The 23,635-nt window shown below is 69.2% G+C and carries 24 protein-coding genes; 9 read left to right on the forward strand and 15 right to left on the reverse strand.

What is annotated here, in order from left to right:
- The first annotated feature begins 28 nt into the window (after positions 1-28).
- Entirely contained in the window at positions 29-1,132 is a 1,104-nt protein-coding gene (gene ygfZ, locus K6T25_RS04345) for a CAF17-like 4Fe-4S cluster assembly/insertion protein YgfZ (protein ID WP_222916792.1), read from the forward strand.
- A gap of 63 nt (positions 1,133-1,195) precedes the next feature.
- Here ygfZ and K6T25_RS04350 read toward each other — a convergent pair whose 3' ends face one another.
- From K6T25_RS04350 to K6T25_RS04370, 5 genes are all read right to left on the reverse strand, one after another.
- Positions 1,196-2,275 carry a geranylgeranyl reductase family protein gene (locus K6T25_RS04350; RefSeq protein WP_222916794.1) on the reverse strand — a complete coding sequence of 360 codons (1,080 nt, stop codon included), beginning with the start codon at positions 2,273-2,275 and terminating at the stop codon, positions 1,196-1,198.
- A 263-nt stretch (positions 2,276-2,538) separates the two neighbouring features.
- Complete coding sequence (locus K6T25_RS04355; protein ID WP_222916796.1) at positions 2,539-3,546, reverse strand: WD40/YVTN/BNR-like repeat-containing protein; 1,008 nt, start codon at positions 3,544-3,546, stop codon at positions 2,539-2,541.
- Positions 3,547-3,605: 59 nt separating this feature from the next.
- Positions 3,606-6,629 carry an excinuclease ABC subunit UvrA gene (uvrA, locus tag K6T25_RS04360; protein ID WP_222916798.1) on the reverse strand — a complete coding sequence of 1,008 codons (3,024 nt, stop codon included), beginning with the start codon at positions 6,627-6,629 and terminating at the stop codon, positions 3,606-3,608.
- A gap of 302 nt (positions 6,630-6,931) precedes the next feature.
- The gene (locus tag K6T25_RS04365; protein WP_222916800.1) at positions 6,932-7,252 is read right to left on the reverse strand and encodes a hypothetical protein; all 321 of its coding nucleotides are present in this window, start codon (positions 7,250-7,252) and stop codon (positions 6,932-6,934) included.
- On the reverse strand, positions 7,249-9,699 hold the full coding sequence (locus tag K6T25_RS04370) for a penicillin acylase family protein (protein WP_222916802.1): 2,451 nt from the start codon (positions 9,697-9,699) through the stop codon (positions 7,249-7,251). Before K6T25_RS04370 ends, K6T25_RS04365 begins: the two co-directional genes overlap by 4 nt.
- Before the next feature lie 91 nt (positions 9,700-9,790).
- On the opposite strand from K6T25_RS04370, the gene K6T25_RS04375 reads away from it, so the two are divergent.
- The 3 genes from K6T25_RS04375 (at position 9,791) to thsB (ending at position 12,320) form a co-directional block, all read left to right on the forward strand.
- The gene (locus K6T25_RS04375) at positions 9,791-9,967 is read left to right on the forward strand and encodes a hypothetical protein (protein WP_222916804.1); all 177 of its coding nucleotides are present in this window, start codon (positions 9,791-9,793) and stop codon (positions 9,965-9,967) included.
- Between the two features lie 55 nt (positions 9,968-10,022).
- On the forward strand, positions 10,023-10,442 hold the full coding sequence (locus K6T25_RS04380; RefSeq protein ID WP_222916806.1) for a DUF7383 domain-containing protein: 420 nt from the start codon (positions 10,023-10,025) through the stop codon (positions 10,440-10,442).
- 234 nt (positions 10,443-10,676) lie between these two features.
- Positions 10,677-12,320 (forward strand): thermosome subunit beta, encoded by a 1,644-nt coding sequence (gene thsB / locus K6T25_RS04385; protein WP_222917846.1) that lies wholly within the window; start codon positions 10,677-10,679, stop codon positions 12,318-12,320.
- A gap of 204 nt (positions 12,321-12,524) precedes the next feature.
- Here thsB and K6T25_RS04390 read toward each other — a convergent pair whose 3' ends face one another.
- On the reverse strand, positions 12,525-13,058 hold the full coding sequence (locus K6T25_RS04390) for a hypothetical protein (protein WP_222916808.1): 534 nt from the start codon (positions 13,056-13,058) through the stop codon (positions 12,525-12,527).
- Between the two features lie 133 nt (positions 13,059-13,191).
- Complete coding sequence (locus K6T25_RS04395) at positions 13,192-13,494, reverse strand: hypothetical protein (RefSeq protein ID WP_222916810.1); 303 nt, start codon at positions 13,492-13,494, stop codon at positions 13,192-13,194.
- 235 nt (positions 13,495-13,729) lie between these two features.
- Between K6T25_RS04395 and K6T25_RS04400 the strand changes: the two genes are divergently transcribed.
- Entirely contained in the window at positions 13,730-14,725 is a 996-nt protein-coding gene (locus tag K6T25_RS04400; protein WP_345778243.1) for an ornithine cyclodeaminase family protein, read from the forward strand.
- 37 nt (positions 14,726-14,762) lie between these two features.
- Here the strand turns inward: K6T25_RS04400 and K6T25_RS04405 are convergent, their stop codons facing one another.
- Positions 14,763-15,002 carry a DUF7535 family protein gene (locus K6T25_RS04405; protein WP_222916814.1) on the reverse strand — a complete coding sequence of 80 codons (240 nt, stop codon included), beginning with the start codon at positions 15,000-15,002 and terminating at the stop codon, positions 14,763-14,765.
- Between the two features lie 134 nt (positions 15,003-15,136).
- Between K6T25_RS04405 and leuS the strand changes: the two genes are divergently transcribed.
- Positions 15,137-17,863, forward strand: coding sequence for a leucine--tRNA ligase (leuS, locus tag K6T25_RS04410; RefSeq protein ID WP_222916816.1), 2,727 nt, complete (start codon positions 15,137-15,139; stop codon positions 17,861-17,863).
- 46 nt (positions 17,864-17,909) lie between these two features.
- On the opposite strand, the gene K6T25_RS04415 is transcribed toward leuS, so the two are convergent.
- Positions 17,910-18,401 (reverse strand): hypothetical protein, encoded by a 492-nt coding sequence (locus tag K6T25_RS04415; RefSeq protein ID WP_222916818.1) that lies wholly within the window; start codon positions 18,399-18,401, stop codon positions 17,910-17,912.
- Between the two features lie 193 nt (positions 18,402-18,594).
- The gene (locus tag K6T25_RS04420) at positions 18,595-19,035 is read right to left on the reverse strand and encodes an Hsp20/alpha crystallin family protein (RefSeq protein ID WP_222916820.1); all 441 of its coding nucleotides are present in this window, start codon (positions 19,033-19,035) and stop codon (positions 18,595-18,597) included.
- Between the two features lie 163 nt (positions 19,036-19,198).
- Here K6T25_RS04420 and hisH point away from each other — a divergent pair, with 163 nt between their 5' ends.
- Positions 19,199-19,843, forward strand: a complete 645-nt coding sequence (hisH, locus tag K6T25_RS04425; protein WP_222916821.1) for an imidazole glycerol phosphate synthase subunit HisH — start codon at positions 19,199-19,201, stop codon at positions 19,841-19,843.
- Between the two features lie 249 nt (positions 19,844-20,092).
- Here hisH and pheA read toward each other — a convergent pair whose 3' ends face one another.
- The 4 genes from pheA to K6T25_RS04445 form a co-directional block, all read right to left on the reverse strand.
- Positions 20,093-20,911, reverse strand: coding sequence for a prephenate dehydratase (gene pheA / locus K6T25_RS04430; protein WP_222916822.1), 819 nt, complete (start codon positions 20,909-20,911; stop codon positions 20,093-20,095).
- 87 nt (positions 20,912-20,998) lie between these two features.
- Complete coding sequence (hisE, locus tag K6T25_RS04435; RefSeq protein WP_222916824.1) at positions 20,999-21,361, reverse strand: phosphoribosyl-ATP diphosphatase; 363 nt, start codon at positions 21,359-21,361, stop codon at positions 20,999-21,001.
- A complete protein-coding gene (gene pdxT, locus K6T25_RS04440) occupies positions 21,358-22,029 on the reverse strand; it encodes a pyridoxal 5'-phosphate synthase glutaminase subunit PdxT (protein WP_222916825.1) in 672 nt (223 codons plus the stop codon). The genes hisE and pdxT overlap by 4 nt, the downstream gene beginning before the upstream one ends.
- Before the next feature lie 48 nt (positions 22,030-22,077).
- Positions 22,078-22,239 carry a preprotein translocase subunit Sec61beta gene (locus tag K6T25_RS04445; protein WP_222916827.1) on the reverse strand — a complete coding sequence of 54 codons (162 nt, stop codon included), beginning with the start codon at positions 22,237-22,239 and terminating at the stop codon, positions 22,078-22,080.
- 115 nt (positions 22,240-22,354) lie between these two features.
- Here K6T25_RS04445 and K6T25_RS04450 point away from each other — a divergent pair, with 115 nt between their 5' ends.
- Together K6T25_RS04450 and K6T25_RS04455 are read left to right on the forward strand one after the other, a co-directional pair.
- Positions 22,355-22,621, forward strand: a complete 267-nt coding sequence (locus tag K6T25_RS04450; RefSeq protein ID WP_222916828.1) for a thioredoxin family protein — start codon at positions 22,355-22,357, stop codon at positions 22,619-22,621.
- A 128-nt stretch (positions 22,622-22,749) separates the two neighbouring features.
- Positions 22,750-22,899 (forward strand): 50S ribosomal protein L40e, encoded by a 150-nt coding sequence (locus K6T25_RS04455; RefSeq protein ID WP_222916830.1) that lies wholly within the window; start codon positions 22,750-22,752, stop codon positions 22,897-22,899.
- 105 nt (positions 22,900-23,004) lie between these two features.
- Here the strand turns inward: K6T25_RS04455 and K6T25_RS04460 are convergent, their stop codons facing one another.
- Positions 23,005-23,631, reverse strand: a complete 627-nt coding sequence (locus K6T25_RS04460) for an MBL fold metallo-hydrolase (protein WP_222916831.1) — start codon at positions 23,629-23,631, stop codon at positions 23,005-23,007.
- Between the last annotated feature and the right edge of the window lie 4 nt (positions 23,632-23,635).

Here is a 23,635-nt window from a genome sequence, read left to right on the forward strand (position 1 = left end):
TTTGCCGGCCGCGGACCTGCGTACGCGTATGAGTCTCGTCGCCGACGTGCACGCCGACCACGGCGCCACCTTCACCGAGCGGGGCGGACGCGAAGTCGTCGCCGACTACGGTCGTCCCGACAGCGCCGTCCGCGCCGTCCGCAACGGCGTGGGCGTGATCGAGATGGGCTACGGCGTCGTCGTCGTCGAGGGCGACGACCGCGTCGAGTTCGTCGACAACGCCGTCTCCAATCGGGTCCCGAACGCGGACGGCGAGGGCTGTTACGCGCTGTTGCTCGACCCGCAGGGCGCGATCGAGACGGAGCTGTTCGTCTACAACGCCGGCGAGCGCCTCCTGCTGTTCACGCCGCCCGAGCGCGCGGGACCGCTCGTCGACGCGTGGGCGGACAAGATCTTCATCGACGACGTGCAGCTGCGCGACGCCAGCGCCGAGTTCGGCGTCTTCGGGGTTCACGGGCCCACCTCGACCGAGAAGATCGCCTCCGTGCTCAACGGCGCCGGGTCGCCCGAGCCCGAGCGCACGTTCGTCCGCGGCCGGATGAACGACGTGGGCGTCACGGTGATCGCGAGCGACAACCCCACCGGCGAGGAAGGGTACGAGGTCGTCTGTGCCGCCGACGAGGCCGAGGACGTGTTCGATACGCTCCTCACCCGCGGGCTGAACTCGGCACCGTTCGGCTACGCCACCTGGGACACGCTCACCGCCGAGGCGGGCACCCCGCTGTTCGACACGGAGCTACGCGGTCGGCTCCCGAACGTCGCCGGGGTCCGCTCGGCGGTCGACTTCGAGAAGGGCTGCTTCGTCGGACAGGAGGTCGTCTCGAAGGTGGAAAATCGGGGGCGACCGAGCAATCGACTCGTCGGGCTTCTCCCTGCCGAGACTCCCGAATCCGCCGCCGCCGTGTTCGCCGGCGACACCGCCGTCGGCGACGTGACCCGCGCGGTCGACTCCCCGTCGCTCGACGCGCCGATCGCGCTCGCGTACCTCGACTTCGACGCCGAAGTCGACGACCTGTCGGTCCGGGTCGACGGCGACGAGATCGCCGCCGAACGCACCGACCTTCCGTTCGTGGAGGGGCACGCTCGCTCGTTGCGCCTGCCGACGTACTCCGAGGCTCCCGAGCGGACGTAGCGACGTCGGGGCTTCCGCGGTCGTCGTCGCCGGCTCACCCATCGAACGCCGAGGCCAGACGGGTTAGGAGAACAGCTTCTTCAGATGCTCCCGGGAGAAGAACGAGCTCGGCTCGTCCATGTGGACGCCGATCTCGCCGGAGAGCGCCCACAGCCCCGCCCGCTGCACCGGCTCCGGGAGCGAGTACGCGCGGCGAATCCAGTGGCCGAGCCGGATCTCCCGACTCAGCTCCTCGCGCCACCCCCCCTCGTAGCGCGCGAGCGTGGTCGGGTCCTGCGGGTCGATGACCTCGGCAGCAACGTCGGCCGCACGCATCCCGTAGAGGATGCCCCCGCCGGTGAACGGCTTCGTCTGGGCGGCCGCATCGCCCACCAGGAACCCCCGGTTCGCGACGGTGCGCTCGGGTGGACCGATGGGGATCGCGCCCGAGCAGAACCGGTCGGTCTCGACGCCGTACTCCGCGGTGAGCCGGTCGAACAGCTCGTTCACCTCGTGGCCCGGCGGCGCGGCGAGGCCGTACTCGACGCCGGCGTCGCCGCGGGGGATGCGCCACGCGAAGAAGCGCGGCGCGGTGAGGTGGACGTCGACGTAGTCGCCGTGATCCGCCTCGTCAGTGAACGCGAGCACGCCGTGGAGCGTCTCGTCCGGCTCCGGGAGGTCGAGTTGTTTCCGGACCCTGGAGACGGGGCCGTCGGCGCCGGCGACCATCCGCGCCTCGAACGTCTCCTCGTCGCCCCCGACGCTGGCGGTCACCTCGACGTAGCCCGGCCGCTCCTCGACGCTCGTGACGGTGTGCCCCTCGCGCACGTCGGCGCCGGCCTCCCGGGCGGCCGCCGCGAGCGTGCGATCGAGTTCGACGCGGTCGATGACGTTCGAGATCTCCTCGCGCTTGTAGAAACGGTCGCCCGGCGAGTCGGGGCCGCCGACGTGGAAGTCGGCGCCGAAGACGCGGTTCTGGAGCAGTCGCTCCTTCGCGTCGGCGGGAACGTAGCTCCAGATGTCGGTGGAGACGTGCCCCGAGCAGGCCAACGGCTCGCCGATCGTCCCCTTCTCGAGGGCGAGCACGTCGTAGTGGGCCTCCGCGGCCCGCCGAGCGAAGCGCGCGCCCGCCGGGCCGACGCCGACCACGACGAAGTCGTACATACCTCCCGGTTCGTGCGAACGGAGATATATCTCGTGGGTCGGCCCCGTGAGTGCTGTCGGGCGACGCCCGCGTGATCCATGGGCTGACAGGCGGCCGAACCGACGGAGTCCGACGGCTCCGTCCGATCGCGCGGCGGATGGCCGCACGCTCACGGCTCGCGCCGTTCGCATCGAGGCCTCCCGATGGTCGGCCTCGCACCCGCGAACCGCCGCGCGGCAGTCGTCAGGTCACGGGAGTGCTGGATCCGCTATCCGACTTGAACTTACGCGAGCACGACGAGTCCGCGAGCCGTCTGATCGCCGATCCGTTCTGCCCAATCAACGCCGACCGCGGACCACGACCCGCCCGCGTCGTCGCTCCGGAACAGCCCGCGATTCGACAGCGCGTAGAACTCGCCGGGGTCGCCAGAGGCGAGCACCGGCCGAGTGACGCCCGCTCCAAGTGGGAGACCTCGGTCGTCCAGCCGCTCCCAGCGGTCGCCTCCCTCCCGTCGATAGACGTACGTCTCCGCACGCTCGGCGGAGTGTGCCTCGCGTGCCCCGCGGGCTGCTGAGACGAGCACACGGTCCGGATCGCCCGAGTCGACGGCGACGCTCCAACAGTAGGTGCGGTCGAGTCCCTCCTGCGGGTGCGTCCACGTCTCGCCCCCGTCGGCCGTCTCGGCGAAGCCGTCGCCCGCGGCACACCACGCCCGGCCGGGAGCGTCGGAGTGGGTCGCCATCGAGTGGGTGTCGCGTCGGGAGTCCGCCACGCGGTCCGTCCACGTCTCGCCCGCGTCGCGGGTGGTCACGAGCGCGCCCGCCTCGACGGCGACATAGAGGTGATCGGGATCGTGCGGATCCGGTTCGATCCACCGGACGTGGTGGGTGTGCGGACGCGGCGGGAACGCCCACTCGTCGCTGGAGGGGAGATCGACGAGGCCGTCGCAGTGGGTCCATGTCTCGCCGCCGTCGGCCGAGCGATAGACGCGGGACGGCTCCGTTCCCGCCCAGATCACGTCGGGGTCGTGCGGGGACACGGCCGTCGCCATCACCGCGTCCTGCTCGATGGGCTCCGCGCCGACACGCTCGAACGTCTCGCCGGCGTTCGCCGAGCGCCACAACCCCGACTCGAACGTGCCGACGAACACGCGATCGGGGGCGTCGGGATGGACGGCGACGCATTCGAGCGCGCGGCCGTCGAGGTCGTCGGCGACGCGTGCGGTCGCCGTATCGGAACCGAGATCGACGACGCGGAAACTGTCACGCATCGCGGCGTAAACGGTGGGCATAGCTGTCCGTTCGCGACGGGAAGCGAAAAAGGTCGGCCGGTGGCCCGCGCGTGCGCCGGTCAGTCGTCGGTCGCGGGGGCCTCGACGGCGTCCTCGGCGTCGCCGTCCCCCTCGCCGGTCGTGTCGTCGGCTGCTTCGGCAGCCAACGCGGGCATGCGCCGGTCGCTGCGGGGGCCTTCGGCGGCCACCTTCGGGAGGTAGTCGCGGAGGTACCGGCCCGTGTGCGACTCCTCGATCCGTGCGACCTCCTCGGGCGTCCCCTCGGCGACGACCTCGCCGCCGCCGTCGCCGCCCTCCGGGCCGAGGTCGACGATGTGGTCGGCGTTCTTCACGAGGTCGAGTTCGTGCTCGATGATGACGACCGTGTTCCCCTTGTCGGTGAGCCGGTGGAGCACGTCGATGAGCTTCCGCTCGTCGGCCTTGTGTAGTCCCGTGGTCGGCTCGTCCAGCAGGTACAGCGTGTCGCCGGCGTCCTTCTTGCCCAGTTCCTCGGCGAGCTTCACGCGCTGGGCTTCCCCGCCCGAGAGCGTGGTTGAGGGCTGGCCCAGTTGCATGTAGTCGAGACCCACGTCCTTCAGCAGGCCGAGGCGACGTTCGAGCCCGGAGTGGGACTCGAAGAAGTCGTACGCCTCCTCGACGCTCATGTCGAGCACGTCCGCGATGGTCGCGCCCTTGTACGTCACGTCGAGCGTCTCGTCGTTGTAGCGGGCGCCGCCGCACTCCTCGCAGGGGACGTGCACGTCCGACAGGAAGTTCATCTCGATCTTGACGGTGCCCTGCCCGCCGCACTCCTCACAGCGACCGCCCTTCACGTTGAACGAGAAGCGGCCCTTGTCGTAACCGCGCTGGTTCGCCAGCTTCGTCTCGGCGAACAGCTCGCGGATGTAGTCGAACACGTCGGTGTAGGTCGCGGGGTTCGACCGCGGCGTCCGGCCGATGGGCGACTGGTCGATGAGCCGTACCCCCTCGATGTTATCCATCCCCGAGATCCGGTCGTGCTCGCCGGGGTCGACCTCCGTGTTGTCGTTCATCTCGCGGGCGAGCCCCTTGTACAGCACGTCGTGTATCAGGGTGGACTTCCCGGAGCCTGAGACGCCGGTGACGGCGGTGAACTGTCCGACCGGGATCTCCACGTCGACGTCCTTCAGGTTGTGCTGGCGCGCGCCCTCGATCGTAAGCGCGGCGTCGCTGTCGCGGCGCGTCTCCGGCACCTCGACGACCTCGCGACCGGCGAGGTAGTCGCCCGTCACCGACTCGTCGGTGTTCACGATGTCGTCGAAGTCGCCCTGCGCCACGATCTCGCCGCCGCGTTTGCCCGGCCCGGGACCGATGTCGATGACGTTGTCGGCGCGTCGCATCGTCGCCTCGTCGTGCTCGACGACCAGCAGCGTGTTGCCCAGGTCGCGCAGCCCCTCCAGCGTGTCGAGCAGGCGGTCGTTGTCGCGCTGGTGGAGGCCGATACTCGGCTCGTCGAGGACGTACAGCACGCCCACGAGCCCGGATCCCACCTGCGTGGCGAGGCGGATACGCTGGCTCTCGCCGCCCGAGAGGGTGGAGGCCTCGCGGTCGAGCGTGAGGTACTCCAGCCCGACCTCCTCCATGAAGCCGAGGCGCGCGCGGATCTCCTTGAGGATCTCCTCGGCGATGGTGCGCTCGCGCTCGGTCATCGTCTCCTCCATCCCCTCGAAGTGCGCCAGCGCGTCGCCGATCGACAGCTGATTCACCGCCGTGATCGACGTGCCGTCGACGTACACCGAGCGCGACTGCGGCTTCAGGCGCGTCCCCTCGCACTCGGGACAGGTCGTGACGGCCATGAACTCCTCGATGTGCTCGCGCGTGCGGTCGGAGTCGGTCTCGACGTGACGCCGCTCCAGGTTGGGGATAACGCCCTCGAACCGCTGGGTCTTCCGGCGGACGCCGTTCTTCGTCTGCTGTTCGAACTCGACCTCCGCGTCGGTGCCGTAGAGGAACTGTCGCTGTTCTGACGCCGAGAGGTCCTCGAACGGCGTCTCGACGCTCACGCCGAAGTGGTCGGCGACGTTGTCGAGGCGGGTGCGGTAGTACGAGCGGTTGTAGCTCCACGGCTCGAACACGTGCTTGATCGGCTGGGAGGAGTCGGTAACGACGAGATCCTCGTCGACCTCCTTGGTCGAGCCGATCCCCTCACACTCGGGGCAGGCGCCGTGCGGGGAGTTGAACGAGAACGAGCGCGTCTCGATCTCCGAGAAGTCGATGCCGCAGTGGGTACACGCGAGTTCCTCGGAGAACTCCACGACGAGGCGGTCGTCGCCGTCGCCCGCGAGGTCGCCCGTCGACCGCGACTCGTTGCCGCCGAGATCGAAGTCGCCCTCCTCGGGCGGGTCGGGGAGGATCAGCTTCAGCGTGCCCTCGGCCTCCTCGAGCGCGGTCTCGACCGAGTCGGTGATGCGCGATCGGTCCTCCTCGCGGACCGTTACGCGGTCGACGATCACGTCGATCGTGTGGTCGTAGTTCTCGTCCAGTTCGGGACGGTCCAGCGAGAGGTCGAACTGCTCGCCGTCGACCTCGACGCGCGAGTAGCCGTCGGCGACGAGCTCGTCGAACAGGTCCTCGAAGGCGCCCTTCTGGTCGCGGACGACCGGCGCGGCGATCATCGCGCGGGTGCCCTCGGGCAGGTCGAACACGCGGCGGACCATCTGCTGGGCCGACTGCTCGCCCACCTCGCGACCGCACTCGGGACAGTGCGGGTGGCCGACGCGGGCGTACAGCAGGCGCAGGTAGTCGTGCAGTTCGGTGACCGTCCCGACCGTCGATCGGGGATTGTTGGCCGCGTTCTTCTGGTCGATCGAGATCGCCGGCGAGAGCCCCTCGACGCTCTCGACCTGCGGCTTGTCCATCTGCCCGAGGAAGTTGCGGGCGTACGCCGACAGCGACTCGATGTACCGGCGCTGTCCCTCGGCGTAGACGGTGTCGAACGCGAGCGACGACTTTCCCGACCCCGAGAGGCCGGTGACGACGTTGAACTGCTCGCGGGGGATCTCCACGTCGAGGTCCTTGAGGTTGTTCTCCTCGGCGCCGCGGACCTCGATGAACTCCTTGGGCACTACGCGTCACCCCGCGATCGGGGAGTGAGTCGGTGACGCACGGCTCTGCCGTTCATTACGAACGTCCTGGGGGTCGGAGCCACTTAACGGACGCGTCATCCGGACACAGGCCGGCGTGAAGGTTCAAGTACCGGAACAGGACCAGTCGCCGTGTGACCTGACCACGGTCGTCGGGGACCCAAAGCGTGCGAGGCCGACAGAACGGCGGCCTCGATGCGAACGGCGCGAGCCGTGAGCGCGTGCGGTCCACCCTCGACGAGCACGCGGTGAGCCGACCGAGACCGCGACGCGAGGACCGCCTGTCAGCCCACCACGCCGCGGACGAGACCGCCGACGGCACCCCCCACGACGGCGACGCCGACCGCGACGCCGAGCGGCTGTGTCATCGTGAGCGCGGTGTCGAGTCCGCCCGCCAGCGACAGCGATACTGCCGTCGCCGTGAGCGCGAGGAGCCCGAAAGCGATACCCGCGGCGACGCCACGGGCCCACGTTCGCTGCGGGAGCGCGACGAGCGTCGCCCCCGCGACCAGACCGAGCCAGTGGACCGACGCGAGACCGAGGCCGGCGACCACCGCCACCGCCGTCGCGATCCACCGGGTCCGACGATCGCCGCCGGATGTCACTCGCCGTCACCCCCGACGAACCGCGCCGCGAGGTCGCCGCGCATCGCGCGGTCCATCGGCTTGTACTCGCCGTTCGCCCAGCGACGGAGTTGGCTGTCGTAGTCGTCGCTGTAGACGTTCCCGTCGTTGCCGCCGGGGAGGATACACCGCGAGGTCGTTCCGTCCATCGGACACACCTGTCGCCAGCTGCTGCCGGCGCCGGCCTCGACGCGGACGTTGAACAGCGTTGCCGCCGATCCGTCGGTCGGGTAGCGCGGATAGTTGAGCCACGACTGGTCGAACGGATGGTCGATTGCCGTGCGATTGTAGTCGCCGTACGTCTCCCAGCCCTCCGCTTCGATCCGCTCGCGCGCCTTCTCGAAGGCGTCCGCCGCCGCGCTCGCGCGCCCGCCGTCGAACCACTCGTCGCCGAGCGTCGCGAGCGCCCACCGGTTCGGAGCGTACGCCGACGCGTCGCGCCGACCGTCGAGATCGCCGAGGGCGTCGGCGACGAACCGACCCTCGTAGGCGTCGAGGAAGTGGACGAACAGCAGCGGCGCCCGCGCGCCGCGCTCGGCCTCGCCGTCCCACTCCAGAACGGCGTCGAGGTCGTCACGGGCGTCGCCGGAGAGTTCGGAGCGGGCCTCCTCCAGTACCGACCGGTAGTGCTCCAACCGGCCGTCGTGCACGTCGCGCTGGAGGTCGCGCAGGTCCGCGGGCGTCACGTCACCTCGCTCGACGAGCGTGTCGAGGCGCTCCCACAGTCGGATCCCGCGGAACGGCTCGCTGTAGTCCTCGGCGAGATAGTACGGGTAGTCCGCGTCGTCGACGACACGCTGGTTCGCGGTGCCGACGTAGTGGGGGTCGTCGTCGTGTGGCATCTCGTCGAACGGGATGAACCCCTCCCACGACGACTCGCCGTACGGCGTGTACCCGGCCCACTCTCCCTCCCGAGCGGAGCCGTCGAACACCCGCGTTCCGGGGACCAGCTCGCCGTCGGTTCGTCGGATCGGGACACGTCCGGTGACGCGGTAGCGGACCGAGCCGTCGCGACCGGCGTAGACGAAACACTGCGTCGGCTCGTCGAACTCGCGTAGCGCCTCGTCGATGTCCTCGGCGTCGCGCGAGCGGGTGATCCCGAGGATGCCGTTCGTCGCGTTCGTCGCCGAGAGGCCCGTCCACGCGACGCCGAGTTCATCGCGGAACTCGTCGCCGCCGGCACCGGCACTCAGCACCGCGCCGTGGACGGACTTCTTCACCTCGACATCCCGGTCGGGCGCCCCGGCGACTTCGATCGACCGGGTCTCGGTCTCGAACGATCGCCAGCGGTCGCCGTACCTGTACTCCGCCCCGTCAGCGCGGGTCTCGTACTCGTAGAAGTCGATCACGTCGCAGCCGGCGTTGGTGAACCCCCACGCGCCGCGGTCGTTCTCGCCGATGATCACGAACGGGACTCCCGGGAAGGTGACGCCGCGGACCTGATAGTCGGGGTGGCGAAGTACCTGCTCGTACCACACCGGCGGCGCCATCAGCGAGAGGTGCGGGTCGTTCGCCATGATCGGGTCCCCGCTGTCGGTGTGGTCGACTCCCACCGCCCACGAGTTGGATCCCGCCCACGCGGGCGGTTCGACTCCCGCGAGCCACCCGTCGAGGCCGGGATCGGTCCCCACCGCGGCGCGATCGGTTTCGTTCTCGGCGTCGCTGGTTGCCGGCGGAAGCCGCGACGCGTCGCCGTCGGGCCTCGCCCAGTCGTCGGTCGCGCCGGCGTGGCCGAGGATCGCCGCGTCGTGGTCTAGCCGGCGGGGCATGATCGTCTCGGCGGCGTCGGCGCCCAACTCCGCCCGGAGCGTCTCCCTGCGGAGCGTCCGGAAGCTGCCGGTGAGCGTCCACGCGATCTGCTTTTCCGCCAGCATCACGTCCGCGGGGGTCCACGGTGCCGGCTCGTAGTCGAGGAGTTCGAACTCGACGGGCGTCGGGAGGTCCTCGCGGGCGCGGTTCACGCCCTCGCAGTACGCCTCGACGAGCGGCCCAGCCTCAGTGTCGCGAACGAGATCCCACGTCGCGTCGGCGGCGGCCGCGAAATCCATCCGAACGTGGAAGCGGTCGGAGTCGAGCGTCGCCTCTCCGACGACCGCCGAGAGCTGCCCGCGCATCTGCCGCCGTTGGAGGTCCATCTGGAACAGCCGGTCCGCGCCGTGGGCGTAGCCGGCCGCGAAGTAGATCGCGGCCTCGCCGTCCGCCTCGATCCGAGGAACGGCCGCACCGTCGTAGCGGAGCGTCGCGTCGCCGTGGTCGCTCGCGATCCGTAGGGGCGGGTCGTCGCTCGCGGCGTCCCACACTCCCCCCGAGAGCGGCGCGAACGCCGAAAGGTAGCCGCGAACCGGCCCGAGGAAGCCGCCGGCCGCCGCGCCGCCGGCGACGGCACCCAGCAGCGCTCGCCTCGTCGTGTCGACTGAACGTTCGGTCACGTCCGTCGGGACGCGCGATCGGTTGATAAGTCCACAGGCACCCCGGCGGCGGAAAGATTCATTATCATGGGAGCTGTTGACACGGGTGTCAATGCCAGACACGAAGCGCGGACGCGAACGACAGGGGCGCAAGAAGCTCGAGCAGCTGGAACAACACCTCGCCGAGCGAGCGGTGGAGACGCTCGACGCCGACGACGCGCTCCCGGAGTATCCGCCAGAGGACACCGACTCCGAGCTGCTGTCCGCGCCGCCGCAGGAAGCCGAGTGACGGCGAGGCTGCAGGAGGACCCGTCTTTTTGCCGCGCGGTCGCCAACTCCGGTCGATGACAGAGCGTGCGACGTACGCCACCGTCTACCTTGGTGCGCAGCTCTCGCCGGCGGAGTCGACCCTGGATCTCGACTGGGCCGACGACGCCGGCGACCGGACCGACGACCACGAGTTCGCGGTGTCGACCGACGATCCCCGCGAGGCGTATCTGGAGATCCAGGCGTTCGACGTCGCGGAGTACGGCCACGAGGTGCTCGTGAACGGAGACCCCCTGTCCGGATTCGACATCCCGCCGAACGAGGGGTGGCAGCTGTGGACCGACACCGTGGCCGGTGCCGACCTTCGCGAGGGGACGAACACGCTCGCGATCGCGCGCGACACGGACACCGACGACGCCTTCGCCGTCGGGACGGTCCGCGTGCACTGGAAGGAGTCCGTCGACGGAGGTCGTCCGAAGAACCCAGTCGACGAGTAGCGACCGCGGTTTGAACACATATAAACGCAGATTCGTGTCGTCTTTGATCGGTCGGAATCACCGTGGATATTGTCACCAGTTACCATTCGGTGTAGCGTCTCAGTACTGCGATTACGGTGAGGAGTGCGGTCGCGGAACCGATGAACCGCAACCACACGAGACACAAGGTTTTATATAGAATCACAACCACAGTTACTCCTGTACATGAGCCAGCGACGTATGCAGGGTCAGCCCATGGTCATTATGGGTGAGGACTCTCAGCGAGTGAAGGACAAGGACGCACAGGAATACAACATCTCCGCGGCACGCGCCGTCGCCGAGGCCGTTCGGTCGACGCTCGGCCCCAAAGGGATGGACAAGATGCTCGTCGACTCGATGGGCGACGTAACCATCACGAACGACGGCGTCACCATCCTCCAGACGATGGACATCGACAACCCGACGGCCGAGATGATCGTCGAGGTCGCCGAGACCCAGGAGGACGAGGCCGGCGACGGGACGACGACGGCCGTCGCCATCGCGGGCGAGCTCCTCAAGAACGCCGAGGACCTCCTCGAACAGGATATCCACCCGACGGCGATCATCAAGGGCTTCCATCTCGCCAGCGAGCAGGCCCGCGCGGAGGTCGGCGAGATCGCCACCGACGTCGATCCCGACGACGAGGAGCTGATCAGGAAGGTCGCCGAGACCTCCATGACCGGCAAGGGCGCGGAGCTGGAGAAGGAGGTTCTCGCGGATCTCATCTATCGCGCGGTCAAGCAGGTCACCGTCGAGGCCGACGACGGCTCCCACGTTGTCGACCTCGAGAACGTCGCGATGGAGACCCAGACCGGCCGCTCGGCCGGCGAGTCCGAGCTCCTGCAGGGCGGCGTCGTCGACAAGGACCCGCTCCACGACGACATGCCCTCGTCGGTCGAGGACGCGAAGGTGCTCCTGCTGAACGACCCCATCGAGGTCGAGGAGGCCGACGTGGACACGCAGGTCTCGATCGACTCCCCCGATCAGCTCCAGTCGTTCCTCGACCAGGAGGAAAACCAGCTCAAGCAGAAGGTCCAGCAGATCAAAGAGACGGGCGCGAACGTCGTCTTCTGTCAGAAGGGCGTCGACGACATGGCCCAGCACTACCTCGCGAAGGAGGGCATCCTCGCGGCCCGTCGCGTCAAGAAGTCCGACCTGAGCTTCCTCAAGAACATCCTCGGCGGCAACATCGTCTCCGACGTCGACGCCGCCACCGAGGCCGACCTCGGCTACGGCTCGGTGTCGCGTGACGACGCCGACGAGCTGTTCTACGTCGAGGGCGGCGACGACGCCCACGGCGTCACGCTACTGCTGCGCGGCTCGACCGACCACGTGGTCGACGAGCTGGAGCGCGGCGTCCAGGACGCGCTCGACGTCGTCTCCACGGCCGTCTCGGACGGCCGCATCGTCGCCGGCGGCGGCGCCATCGAGGTCGAGCTCGCCTCGCGCCTCCGCGACTACGCCGACTCCGTCGAGGGCCGCGAGCAGCTCGCCGTCGAGGCGTTCGCAGACGCGCTGGAACTCGTCCCGCGCGTCCTCGCCGAAAACGCCGGCCTCGACTCCATCGACACGCTGGTCGACCTCCGCTCTGCCCACGAGGGCGGCGACCAGACGGCCGGCCTGAACGTGTTCTCCGGCGATGTCGAGGACACCTTCGAGTCGGGCGTCGTCGAGACGGCCCACGCCAAGGAGCAGGCGCTCTCCAGCGCCACCGAGGCCGCGAACCTCGTCCTCAAGATCGACGACATCATCGCCGCGGGCGACCTGTCCACCGGCGGCAACGACGACGAAGAGGGCGGCGCGCCCGGCGGCGGCATGGGCGGCATGGGCGGCATGGGCGGCATGGGCGGCGCGATGTAAGCGAGGCCGACCGAAGGGAGGCCTCGAAGCGAACGGGGAACGCAGTTCCCCGTGAGCCCGAGCGACCCGCGAGGTGTGAAACCGGGCACAGCCTGACCACTCACACGGGCACCCGACCGCCGCACCGCTTTCGATCGAACCGTCGACTTCTTTCGACGCCGCGACCGACTCGCGAGCGACAGCCACGATCGGGGACGGCGCCGCTCAGCAGATCACGTAGTACGGATACAACTCTCCGTCCCCCGTGATCTCGACGTAGACGTTCCCGTAGCACCGGGAGGTCTCGATCGTGACCGACTCCGTCGCGTTCAGCGCGGTCGCCGTGATCGTGAACCGCTCGATCCCGTCGGGGTCCGCCTCCGCCGTGTCGTAGACGGCGCGCTCCTCGCCGGCATCGAGATCGTCCGTCCCCTCGTGCACCGTCTCGTTCGTCGCCTCACGAACGACGGTCACTTGAACCGTCACGCTCCGGTTCCACTCGTTCGTCAGGGTGACCGAGTGGGAGGCGTCCCGCTGCTCGGAGGCGTACTCCGTCTCCGGGGGCGTGTACGTCGGTGTCGAACTCGCCGCCGTCGGCGAGGACGTGGGAGTCGGCGAGGACGTGGGAGTCGGCGACGAGGTTGGCGTCGGCGTGCCGTCGTCCGCCGGTCCCGTCCCCGGCGCCGGGCTCCCGAGACAGCCGGCCGTGACGATCACGACGAGGAGGACGGCCGCCAGCGGCGTCGATCTGGAGGGCATGACGCACCGTCGTACGACGCAGCACCGAAAGTGCCTTCGGGAGGGACAAACGGTCGTCTGACCGTATCGACGTCCGAGAAAACGAGGTCAGATCGCGTGAGGGCCGAGCGGGTCAGCGAACGGGTTCCGCACGTTACGCGTCCGCGGCGTCGTCGTCGCCGCCGTCAGCACCGTCGCCCGCGTCGCCGCCGGCGATGCCGGAGACGGCCTCACCGAGGGAATCAACGCCCCCGTCGAGGAACGACCGGATCGTGTCGTGGATGTCGCCCACGAAGTCCGGCACCGGGCCGGGGAGGTCGGTCGGCGGGCCGGCCTGGCCGACCGTTCCGTCGTTCGCGCCGGCGTCCGCGGGGGCGTTCCCCGGGGCCGCGGCGGCGACACCGGTCACTGCGAGCAGAGCCGCGAGTGCGATCGCGGCGAGTTTCGTTCGGGTCATGTTGCACTCATGCGTGTGCCCTCCGGGGTAAAGAGGGGTGTAGACCCGAAAGCCGAGTTCGAGTGTTTCGGCGCTCAATAAGCACGATTAACCCGAATTAATTCGAGATCGTCCCGTCGCCGACGCGGTTCGACGCCGGACCGACCGATCCCGCCCACGGTCCGACTCGCGCGCGGTGTCCCGTCGACCGCGACGCCGTACCGGTGGCTTCTAATCGGGTCGCGCAATTCTTGCGATCATGAAGACGCTGCTGCTCAACAGCGACGACGTGCACGAGAACGCGGCGATGGACGAGCTCGTGCCGGCCATCGAGGAGGCGTTCGCCGCCTACCAGCGCGGCGACGCCCAGATGCCGCCCAAGAGCTACATCGATCTCCCGACGTACAACGGCGACTTCCGCTCGATGCCCGCCTACCTCGACGCCGGCGACTGGGACGCGGCGGGCGTCAAGTGGGTGAACGTCCACACCGACAACGAGGAGCAGTACGACCTCCCGACGGTGATGGGAACGATGATCTACTCGGACCCGAAGAACGCGTTCCCGCTCGCGATCCTCGACGGCACGGAGTTGACGATGAAGCGCACGGGCGCCGCCGCCGCCGTCGCCACCGACCACCTCGCCGTCTCGGACGCCTCCTCGCTGGGGATCGTCGGCGCCGGCGTCCAGTCGTACACTCAGTTGGAGGCCATCTCGTCCGTCCGCGACATCGAGGAGGTCGTGATCTCCGACCTCTCGGAGGAGCGCGTCGCCCGGTTCATCGACGCCTTCGAGGACCGCTTCGACGTCCGCGCGGGCTCCATCGAGGAGGCCGCCGGCTGCGACGTGCTCTCGACGGTGACGCCCGTCGAGGACCCGATCGTCTCCCGCGACGCCGTCGGCGACCACACCCACATCAACGCGATGGGCGCCGACGCCGAGGGGAAACACGAACTCGCGGACGAGGTGCTGCTCGACGCGACGCTCGTCATCGACGACTACGAGCAGACCACCCACTCCGGGGAGATCAACGTCCCCTACGCGGCGGGCGTCCTCGGCGACGACGACATCGACGGCCAGATCGGCGAGATCGTCGTCGGCGAGAAGGCGGGTCGAACGACCGACGACGGTATCACCGTGTTCGACTCCACGGGCCTGGCGATCCAGGACGTGGCCGCCGCTCACGTCGTGTACGAGCACGCGAACGAGCGCGACAACGGCTACGAGTTCGATCTGCTCGGACTCGACGAGTAGCGTCGCGCCGGCCGCTCGATCGACACCTCGGGTCCGCTCACTCCGCGGACTCCGCCTCGCCAAAGATCGCCTCGATCACCTTGCTCACGCCCCAGACAACCGCGACAAACGGGAGCAACGGGACCAAGAGCACGAGCAGGCCGAGAAACACCGCCCAGCCGACCACGTTCATCTCGTCGTCCGAGTGCGATGTGTAGCCGGGCGTGACCGTCCGGTAGGTCGTCTTCAGGAGGCCGGCGTCGTCGTCCGCGTCGCGGATGTCGGTGTCGGTACTCATGTACAAGCATACGTTCGATGACAGCATATCGCTTGTGTCGGTTGGCACATCCTGAGACCGGTCGCGAGTCGGTACTACCGCCGTGTTCGATGGAAAGGTATAGGGGCGGAAGCGGCCGAACGAGCACATAAGAGATGTCCGAGGAGGGTTACGACCACACGGCGGTCGAACGACGCTGGCAGGAGGCGTGGGCGGAGGCCGACGCCTACCGGACGCCGGACGACGCCGAGGATCCGACGTACGTGCTGGGGATGTTCCCGTACCCGTCGGGGAAGCTCCACATGGGCCACGTCCGTAACTACACGATCACGGACGCGTACGCCCGCTACCGGCGGATGCAGGGCGACGACGTGCTTCATCCGATGGGGTGGGACTCGTTCGGGTTGCCCGCCGAGAACGCCGCCAAGGAGCGCGACTCGAACCCGCGCGACTGGACGATGGACTGCATCGACACCATGCGCGGGCAGATGGAGGCGATGGGGTTCGGCTACGACTGGGATCGGGAGATCACCACCTGCGAGCCGGAGTACTACCGCTGGAACCAGTGGCTCTTCGAGCAGTTTCACGAGGAGGGCCTGGTCGAGCGGCGCGCCGCCGAGGTGAACTGGTGTCCCTCCTGTGAGACCGTCCTGGCGGACGAGCAGGTCGAAGGCGAGGACGAACACTGCTGGCGCTGTGACACGCTGGTCGAGCAGCGCGAACTGGACCAGTGGACGCTGGGGATCACCGAGTACGCCGACGAACTGCGTTCGGCCATCGACGACCTGGAGGGGTGGCCCGACAGCGTCCGCGAGATGCAGCGCAACTGGATCGGCAAGCAGGAGGGTTCACGCGTCGAGTTCGAGGTGAGCGAGGCGCGAAGCGCCTCGGGGAGCGGCGACGGGGAGGAGCCGCGGACCTACGGTCCCGTGGAGGCGTTCACCACCCGGCTGGACACCGTCCACGGCGCGACGTTCTTCGCGCTGGCGCCGGACCACCCCATCTCCGAGGAGCTAGCGGCGGAGAACGACGAGGTTTCCCACTTCGTCGAGGAGGTCGCCGACCCCGACGGCGACGAGCCGAACGGCATCGAGACGGGGCTGACCGCCACCAACCCCGCGACCGGCGAGGAGGTGCCCGTGTTCGTCGCCGACTTCGTCCTCTCGGACGTGGGAACGGGCGCGCTGATGGGCGTCCCCGGCCACGACGAGCGCGACCACGCGTTCGCCGAGCGCATGGGCGTCGACATCGTCCCCGTCGTCGCGCCCGAACTCGAGGACGACGATACCGACGCGGCGCCCGAGCCCCCGGACGTGAGCGAGGACGCCTACACCGAGGACGGCGTTGTCGTCAACAGCGGAGAGTACGACGGCCTGTCGAGCGCGGCGGCGCGCGAGGCGCTGACCGCCGACATCGCCTCCGCGGAGTTCCACACACAGTACCGCCTGCGCGACTGGCTGATCTCCCGGCAGCGCTACTGGGGAACCCCGATCCCGGTGATCCACTGCGACGACTGCGGCCCCGTCATGGTGCCCGAGGAGGACCTGCCGGTCGAACTGCCGGAGTTCGTCAACACGACCGGGAACCCGCTTGACGCCGCCACCGAGTGGAAACACACCACGTGTCCCGACTGCGGCGCCGACGCAGTGCGGGAAACGGACACGATGGACACGTTCGTCGACTCCTCGTGGTACTTCCTGCGCTACGTCTCGCCGGACTTAGACGACGCGCCGTTCGACGCCGAGCGCGCGAACGACTGGATGCCGGTCGACCAGTACGTCGGCGGCCTGGAGCACGCCGTGATGCACCTGCTGTACGCGCGGTTCGCCACGAAGGCCATCGCGGACATGGACATGCTGGAGCACCGCGAGCCGTTCACGAACCTGCTGGGACAGGGCATGGTGCAGTTGGAGGGCGAGAAGATGTCCAAATCGAAGGGCAACACCGTCTCCCCCCAACGCATCGTCGACGAGTACGGCGCCGACACCGCGCGCCTGTTCATGATGCAGGCGGCCCGCCCCGACACGGCCTTCGACTGGTCCGAGGAGGGCGTCAAGTCGACCCACCGGTTCCTGGGGCGGCTGGCCGAGACCGTGCGTTCGTTCGCCGGGAGCGACGCCGACGGCGATGCTGACGAGGACGGCGACGCCGACCCGGCCGCCCGGTACGTCCGCTCGGAGGTCGACGCCGCGGTCGCCGTCGCCACGGAGAACTTCGACGGCCTGGGCTTCGATCTGGCGACGCGCGAGGCACAGCAGCTCGTCGGGACGCTACGGAGCTACCGCACGTACGTCGACGAGGTGCACGCGCCCACGTTCGAGCGCGGGCTGGAGGCGGCGATCAAACTGCTTGCCCCCGTCGCGCCGCATCTGACCGAGGAGCTGTACGCGGAGCTGCCCGCCGGCGACGGACTGCTGGTCGACGCCGACTGGCCGACCGCCGACGCCGACTTGGAGGAAGTCGACAAGCGCCGCCAGCTTGTCGAGAACACCCGCGAGGACGTGCGCAACATCGTCGACGTGGCGGGGATCGAGGATCCCGAGCGCGTCGACGTGGTCGTCGCTCCCGAGTGGAAGCACGAGGCGCTGGAGATCGCCATCGACAGCGACGCGCCGAACCTGGTCGGCGAGCTGATGCAAAAGCCGGAGATCCAGCGGCACGGCTCGGCCGCCTCCGACTACGCGAAGGACCTGCAGGCCGAGCGCGAGGCGTTGCGCCTCGCGTTGGCTCCCGACCGTGAGCGCGAGGCGCTGGAGGCGGCGGCGTGGCTCATCGAACGCGAGTTCGAGGCGCCGGTTCGGGTGCTGTCGGCCGAGGAGGCGGACGACGCGGTCGCGAACGAGGCCGAGCCGGCTCGCCCGGCGATCGATATCGCGGAGTAGCGGGCGCCGCGCGACTTCCCCTCACACTCACTCACGTTCGACTTTCTCACTCCCGTTCGTTCCAGTCGAGATCCACGTCGCGCCGTGCGTCGGGGCCCGCCGCGAACGGGCCGAAGCCGTACACGACGACGAACACCGCCAGCGCCGGCAGGAAGTTGCCGACGAGCGGGAGCAGGACGAACGGGAGGTCGACGAACACGGTTCGCGGGGCGAACGCTGCGAGCAGCGCCACCCACGCGCCCGGCAGGACGATCAGACCGCCGGCGACCTCGACTCGGCGAGCGCGGTCCGTCGCGCTCGCCGGCGCGCCGCCGCGCCACGCGCCCGCGAGGGCCGCCAGCGCGACGACACCCGCGAGGAGGCCGCCGTCGGCCGGCCCCGCGAAGCCGGCGGACCAGCCCGGGGCGTCGAGGAAGGCGAGGACGCCCGCCAGCGACACGCCGAGGTGGACCGCGGCGAGTCCCCACGCCGCGGCGGCGACCGCGCGGTCGCGGGGCGTTCCGGGCGTGGTCTCCGTCGACGACGTGGACTCGGACACGGACGATAGAACGCGATCGGCGCCCAAATCGGCGTCGAATCCGGCCGGCATCGGCCCCGGCGAGCGTCAATCGTGGTCGCTGTCGACCGGGGCGACAGGGAGTGACTGAAGAAAGAGAGGTGTGATAGCAGGGAAAGATGGAACGCGATAGCGAGGAACGAAATACCGATCGGAGGTCAGTCGATCCGCCCGATCAGTTCACGTCGATGTGGTGGCCCTCGTCGCCCTCCTCGTCCGCGTGGACCTTGGGGAGGGTGACGGTGAGCACGCCGTTGGCGTAGGTCGCGCTCGCGTCGTCCTCGCGGACCTCGGCGGGGAGGGTGATCGAGCGGCGCAGCGACTCGGCGCGGCGCTCGCGGCGCAGGTACGCGCCGGCGTCGTCGCTCTCCTCGTGGCTGATCTCGTGCTCGGCGCGGATCGAGAGGACGCCGTCGCGGACGGTCAGGTCGATGTCCTCCGTCTCGAAGCCGGGGAGGTCGGCCATTACCGCGATCTCGTCGTCGTACTCGGCCATGTCGACGTCGATACCCGAGCGTCGCATCCCGTCGAGGTCGCCCCAGTCCATTCGCCCGACGTTGCGGGACATGCGGTCGAACATCCGGTTCATCTCGTCGAAGGGAGTAATGTTACTCATGAAATATCACCGAGTTAAGAAACGTCTCATCAGGTATTAAACACCGCTGGACGCGTGATAGCCCGCTTCACGGCTCGATATCCGGTCTCGAGACGACACCTACGCCTCGCGGACGCGGGCACCGACGGGTAACCGTTTTCACCGCCCGTCCCGCAGGTCGGATATGAACGTCACCGTCATCGACTACGGCGTGGGCAACCTCCGGAGCCTCCGCCGCGGACTCGAACGGGCCGGCGCGGACGTGGTGGTCTCCGACGACCCAGACGCGATCCGCGACGCGGAGGCGCTCGTGCTCCCGGGCGTCGGCGCGTTTCAGGAGTGTGTGACCAACTCCGAGCCGTTCCACGACGTACTGATCGAGAAGGCCGAGGACACGCCGATCCTCGGCGTCTGCGTCGGGCTCCAGCTCATGTACGAGGAGAGCACCGAGGGCGCCCCCGAGGGCGAGACCGTCGAGGGACTCGGTCTCATCCCGGGGCGCGTCGAGCGACTCCCCGACTCGGTGAAGGTGCCGCACATGGGCTGGAACGAACTCGTGCCCGAACGCGATCACCCGATCACGGACGGGATCGACGCCGGCGACTACGCGTACTTCGTCCACTCGTACTGCGCGGACGTGACCGATCGCACCATCGCATCCTGCGAGTACGGCCGCCGATTCGCGGCCGTCGCAGCCAACGAGGCGGGGAACGTGATCGGCACGCAGTTCCACCCGGAGAAGAGCGGCGAGACCGGACTGAAGGTCCTGAGCAACTTCGTCGAGTACGCCGAGGCGTACCACGCCGGCGAGGTCGCCGCCGCCGAGTGACAGAGCAGATGAACCCGCTGCCGTCCCGGCCGTAGCTCGACCGCGACCGGCTGACGCGCCGCCGACCACACGGATCCGTTCTCCGCTTCCCGCGAACGTTGAAGTCGGAAGCCGGGACCAGGGCCGCCGTGCGGTGAGCACGGTCCCCGGCGGGAAGCGGGTGCGCGACGCCGGCGTCGGGGTGCCGTCGCGGGGCGTCGCCTGTTCGCCAGCCGATCCGACAGCCGTCGGTTCGGGTCGCGAACCGGCTCAGTACACCACGTGCTCGGTGTCGTACGAGCCGAGGACGCGGACCCAGCCGTCGCCGACGAGATCCTCCACATCGGCGAGCGCCGCCTGTGCTCGCTCCTCGTACAGGCCGGCCTCGAAGTCGATGTGGAACAGGTAGTCGCCGAGTCGCTCGCCGCTCGGGCGCGACTCGATGCGCGAGAGGTTCACGTCGCGGTCGGCGAACGCCTCGAGCAGCTCCAGCAGCAGCCCGGGGTAGTTCGCGCTGGGGTAGACGACGACCGAGGTCTTGCCGCCGGCCTCGGTCCGCTCGTCGTCGCCGGCGATGACGAGGAACCGCGTCGCGTTCGACGACTGGTCCTGGATGTCCTCGGCGAGCACGCGCAGGTCGACGCCGTCGTCGTCGGCGGCGTTCGCGGGATGGCCGATGCCGGCGACCGTCGGATCCTCGCGGGCTCGCTCGACGCCGCGAGCCGTGGAGGCGACGGCCTCCCGCTGGGCGTCGGGGTACTCGCGTTCCAGGTAGTCGCGACACTGCGCGAGCGCCTGCGAGTGGGAGGCGACCACGTCGAACGTCTCCGCTTGCGCCAACAGCGCGTGGCGGATCGGCGTGACGAGCTCGCGGACGACCGCCACGTCCGCCTCGATGAGCGCGTCGAGGCTCTCGGTGACGCTTCCCTCGATGCTGTTCTCGACGGGAACGACCCCGCGGTCGTACTCGCCGTCGGCCACGGACTCGACGATAGCCGTGACCGACTCGCGGAAGGCGACGTCGTCGGCGACGGCCCGCGCGGCGCGATGGGAGTACGTGCCGGCGGGACCGAGTGTGACTGCCTGCATACCCCGCCGTGCGCCGGCGACCCCGATAAGGACACCGGGTCCGTCAGAACTTCCACACGACGACCCGGACCGAGCGGGATCCGGCTCTCAGAAGCGATCGCGTAGCTCCGCCCGCAGGTCCGCCACGTCGAGGTCCTTCCGTGCGAACAGCACGAGCAGGTGGTACACGAGGTCGGCCGCCTCCGCAGTCAGCTCCTCGTCGTCGTCGTCTTTCGCCGCGAGGATCGTCTCGGTCGTCTCCTCGCCGATCTTCTCGAGCACCGCGTTCTCGCCTTTCTCGTGGGTGAACAGCGAGGCGGTGTACGAGCCCTCGGGGAGGCGCTCCTTTCGGTCCTCGATCGTCGCGAACAGCGCGTCGAGCACCTCCTCGTCGGCGACCGCGGTCGACTCGGGATCGGAGTCGCCGTCGGGGACATCGGAGTCTGTGTCGGCCGCGGCGTCGTCGCTCACGCGTCGACCTCCGCGTCCGCATCGGCGTCCGTCGGGATCGCCGCGTGCTCCTGCCCGAAGAACGCCAGATCGTGGATCCGGGAGTCGGGCGTCAACTCGGGGTGGAACGAGGTGGCGATCACCGAACCCTGCTTGACGGCGACGGGGTCGCCGTCCCACTCGGCGAGCACCTCGACCCCCTCGTCGAGCTCGCTCGCGGCTTCGCCGCTCCCCTTCGAGCCCACGGACTCGCTGTCGATGACCGGCGCGCGGATGAACACCGCCGGGAACGGGTCGTCGAGCCCGGTCACTGACAGCGGCGCCTCGAAGGAGTCCGCCTGCCGACCGAACGCGTTGCGGTCGACGCTCACGTCGAGGAGGTCGAGCGTCGCAACCCGGTCGTCCTTGGCGTCGCGAGAGGCGACGATGAGCCCCGCACACGTCGCGAGCAGCGGCTTGTCCGCGGCGACGTGCGCGCGGATCTCCTCGTCGATTCCTTCCTCACGCAACAGCCGGGAGATCGTCGTCGACTCCCCGCCGGGCATGAGCAACACGTCACACTCCGGGACGACGCCGGCGTCGCGGATCTCGACGACCGCCACGTCGACGCCGTGGCTCGCGGCCGCGCGGCGGACCGCGTCGGCGTGCTCCGAGACGTCGCCCTGGACGGCGATAACGCCCGCTTTCATGCGGGAGAATCGACGGGCTGCGAGTGAAAAGCTGTCGTTCGGACGGAGTCAGAACGCGAACCCGAGGATCAACACGAGGATGCCGAAGAGGAGCCCGAAGGCGACGACGGTCTTCGGGTCGATCCGGATCGCGTTGCGGTCCTCCGCGTCGAAATAGCGGACGAGCCCCGCGCTGGACATCAGGCCGCCGCTGTTTTCTCCGCTGCTCATACTGCGGTGATCGTGGGTCGTCCGCCTAAGCCTTTCGACCGGCACTCCCGCGCGGCCGGACGAGGGCGGCCAGTGAGTAATCCTTATGCGCGGCCCGTCGCAACGGGCGGTCGGCATGAGCGTTCGACTCAAGGACTTCTACGCGGACTGGTGTGGCCCCTGTAAGACCCAGGACCCGATCCTCGACGAGCTCGAGGCTGACTACCCTGACGTGAGTTTCGAGAAGGTCGACGTCGAAGAAGAGCAGGAGATCGCGAACCAGTATCAGGTGCGCTCGCTCCCGACCCTCATCGTCGAGAACGACGACGGCGTCGTCGACCGCTTCGTCGGCGTCACCCAGCGCGAGGACCTCGAGGAGGCGCTCGCGCAGGCCGGCGCGTAACGCCGAGTCGCCGCCGACCCGTCGCGACCGAGCGGTTCTCAGTCGGGCGTCCGTACCGATGACCAGCGCCGCTCGGGTTCCGACCCGACTCGCAACCGTTAACACGGGCGCGGCCGCTTCACACACGTATGGCATCTTTCGAGGCGGCCGAGCGCCGTACGCTCGATAAACTCATCTGCATGCGGTGCAACGCCCGGAACCCGAAGCGCGCGGACAACTGTCGCAAGTGCGGCTACGGGAACCTCCGCCCCAAGGCGAAGGAGCCCAGAACCGCCTAACGGCGACGGCCGGGCGTCGCGCCCGCCGGCGCCGCAGTTGTTTCGACCCACAGTGTCGCCAGCCGCCGTGCCGCCGACTTCCCGGCGGACGGCGTCGAACGCGCCCTACTCCTCCGGGTACTTCGGCTCGCGGCGTTCGGCGCGCGCGAGCGCCCGCTCGATCACGTCGCGGACGGAATCGCCGCCGGCCTCGGCGTGGAACGCGTCCCCGTGGCCGGCGTACAGCGACTCGACGGAGTCGGGGAGCCGGTCGAGCAGCTCCCGAAGGCTCTCGACGAGTCGCTCGCGCGACTGCCCCGCCATGTCGGTTCGGCCGAACGAGCCGTCGTCGAACGCGCCGTCGTTGTACACGACCACGTCGCCGGAGAACAGCGCGGTCTCCGCGACCAGCGAGACGTGGTCCGTGGCGTGTCCCGGCGTGTACACGACCTCGGCCGTCTCGTCGCCGATCTCGACCTCGTCGCCGTCGTCGAGCGCGTGGTCGCGCCGCGGGTGATCGCCGTAGGCGTACAGTTCGGCGTCGAACGCGTCGAGCACCGCGTCCAACTCCCCCACGTGGTCGTGGTGCTGGTGCGTGAGAACCACCCGGTCGAGGTCGTCGGTGTGCTCGGCCACCGCGTCGACGACGCCCGGCATCGTCCCCGCGTCGACGAGCGTCGGCACCCCGCCGTCGACGAAGTAGGCGTTGCAGGTGAACTCCTCGGCCTCGCTCGTGACGTTGACCGCGTCCATGTTC

The sequence above is a fragment of the Halobaculum rubrum genome, assembly GCF_019880225.1.
GTDB lineage: Archaea > Halobacteriota > Halobacteria > Halobacteriales > Haloferacaceae > Halobaculum > Halobaculum rubrum.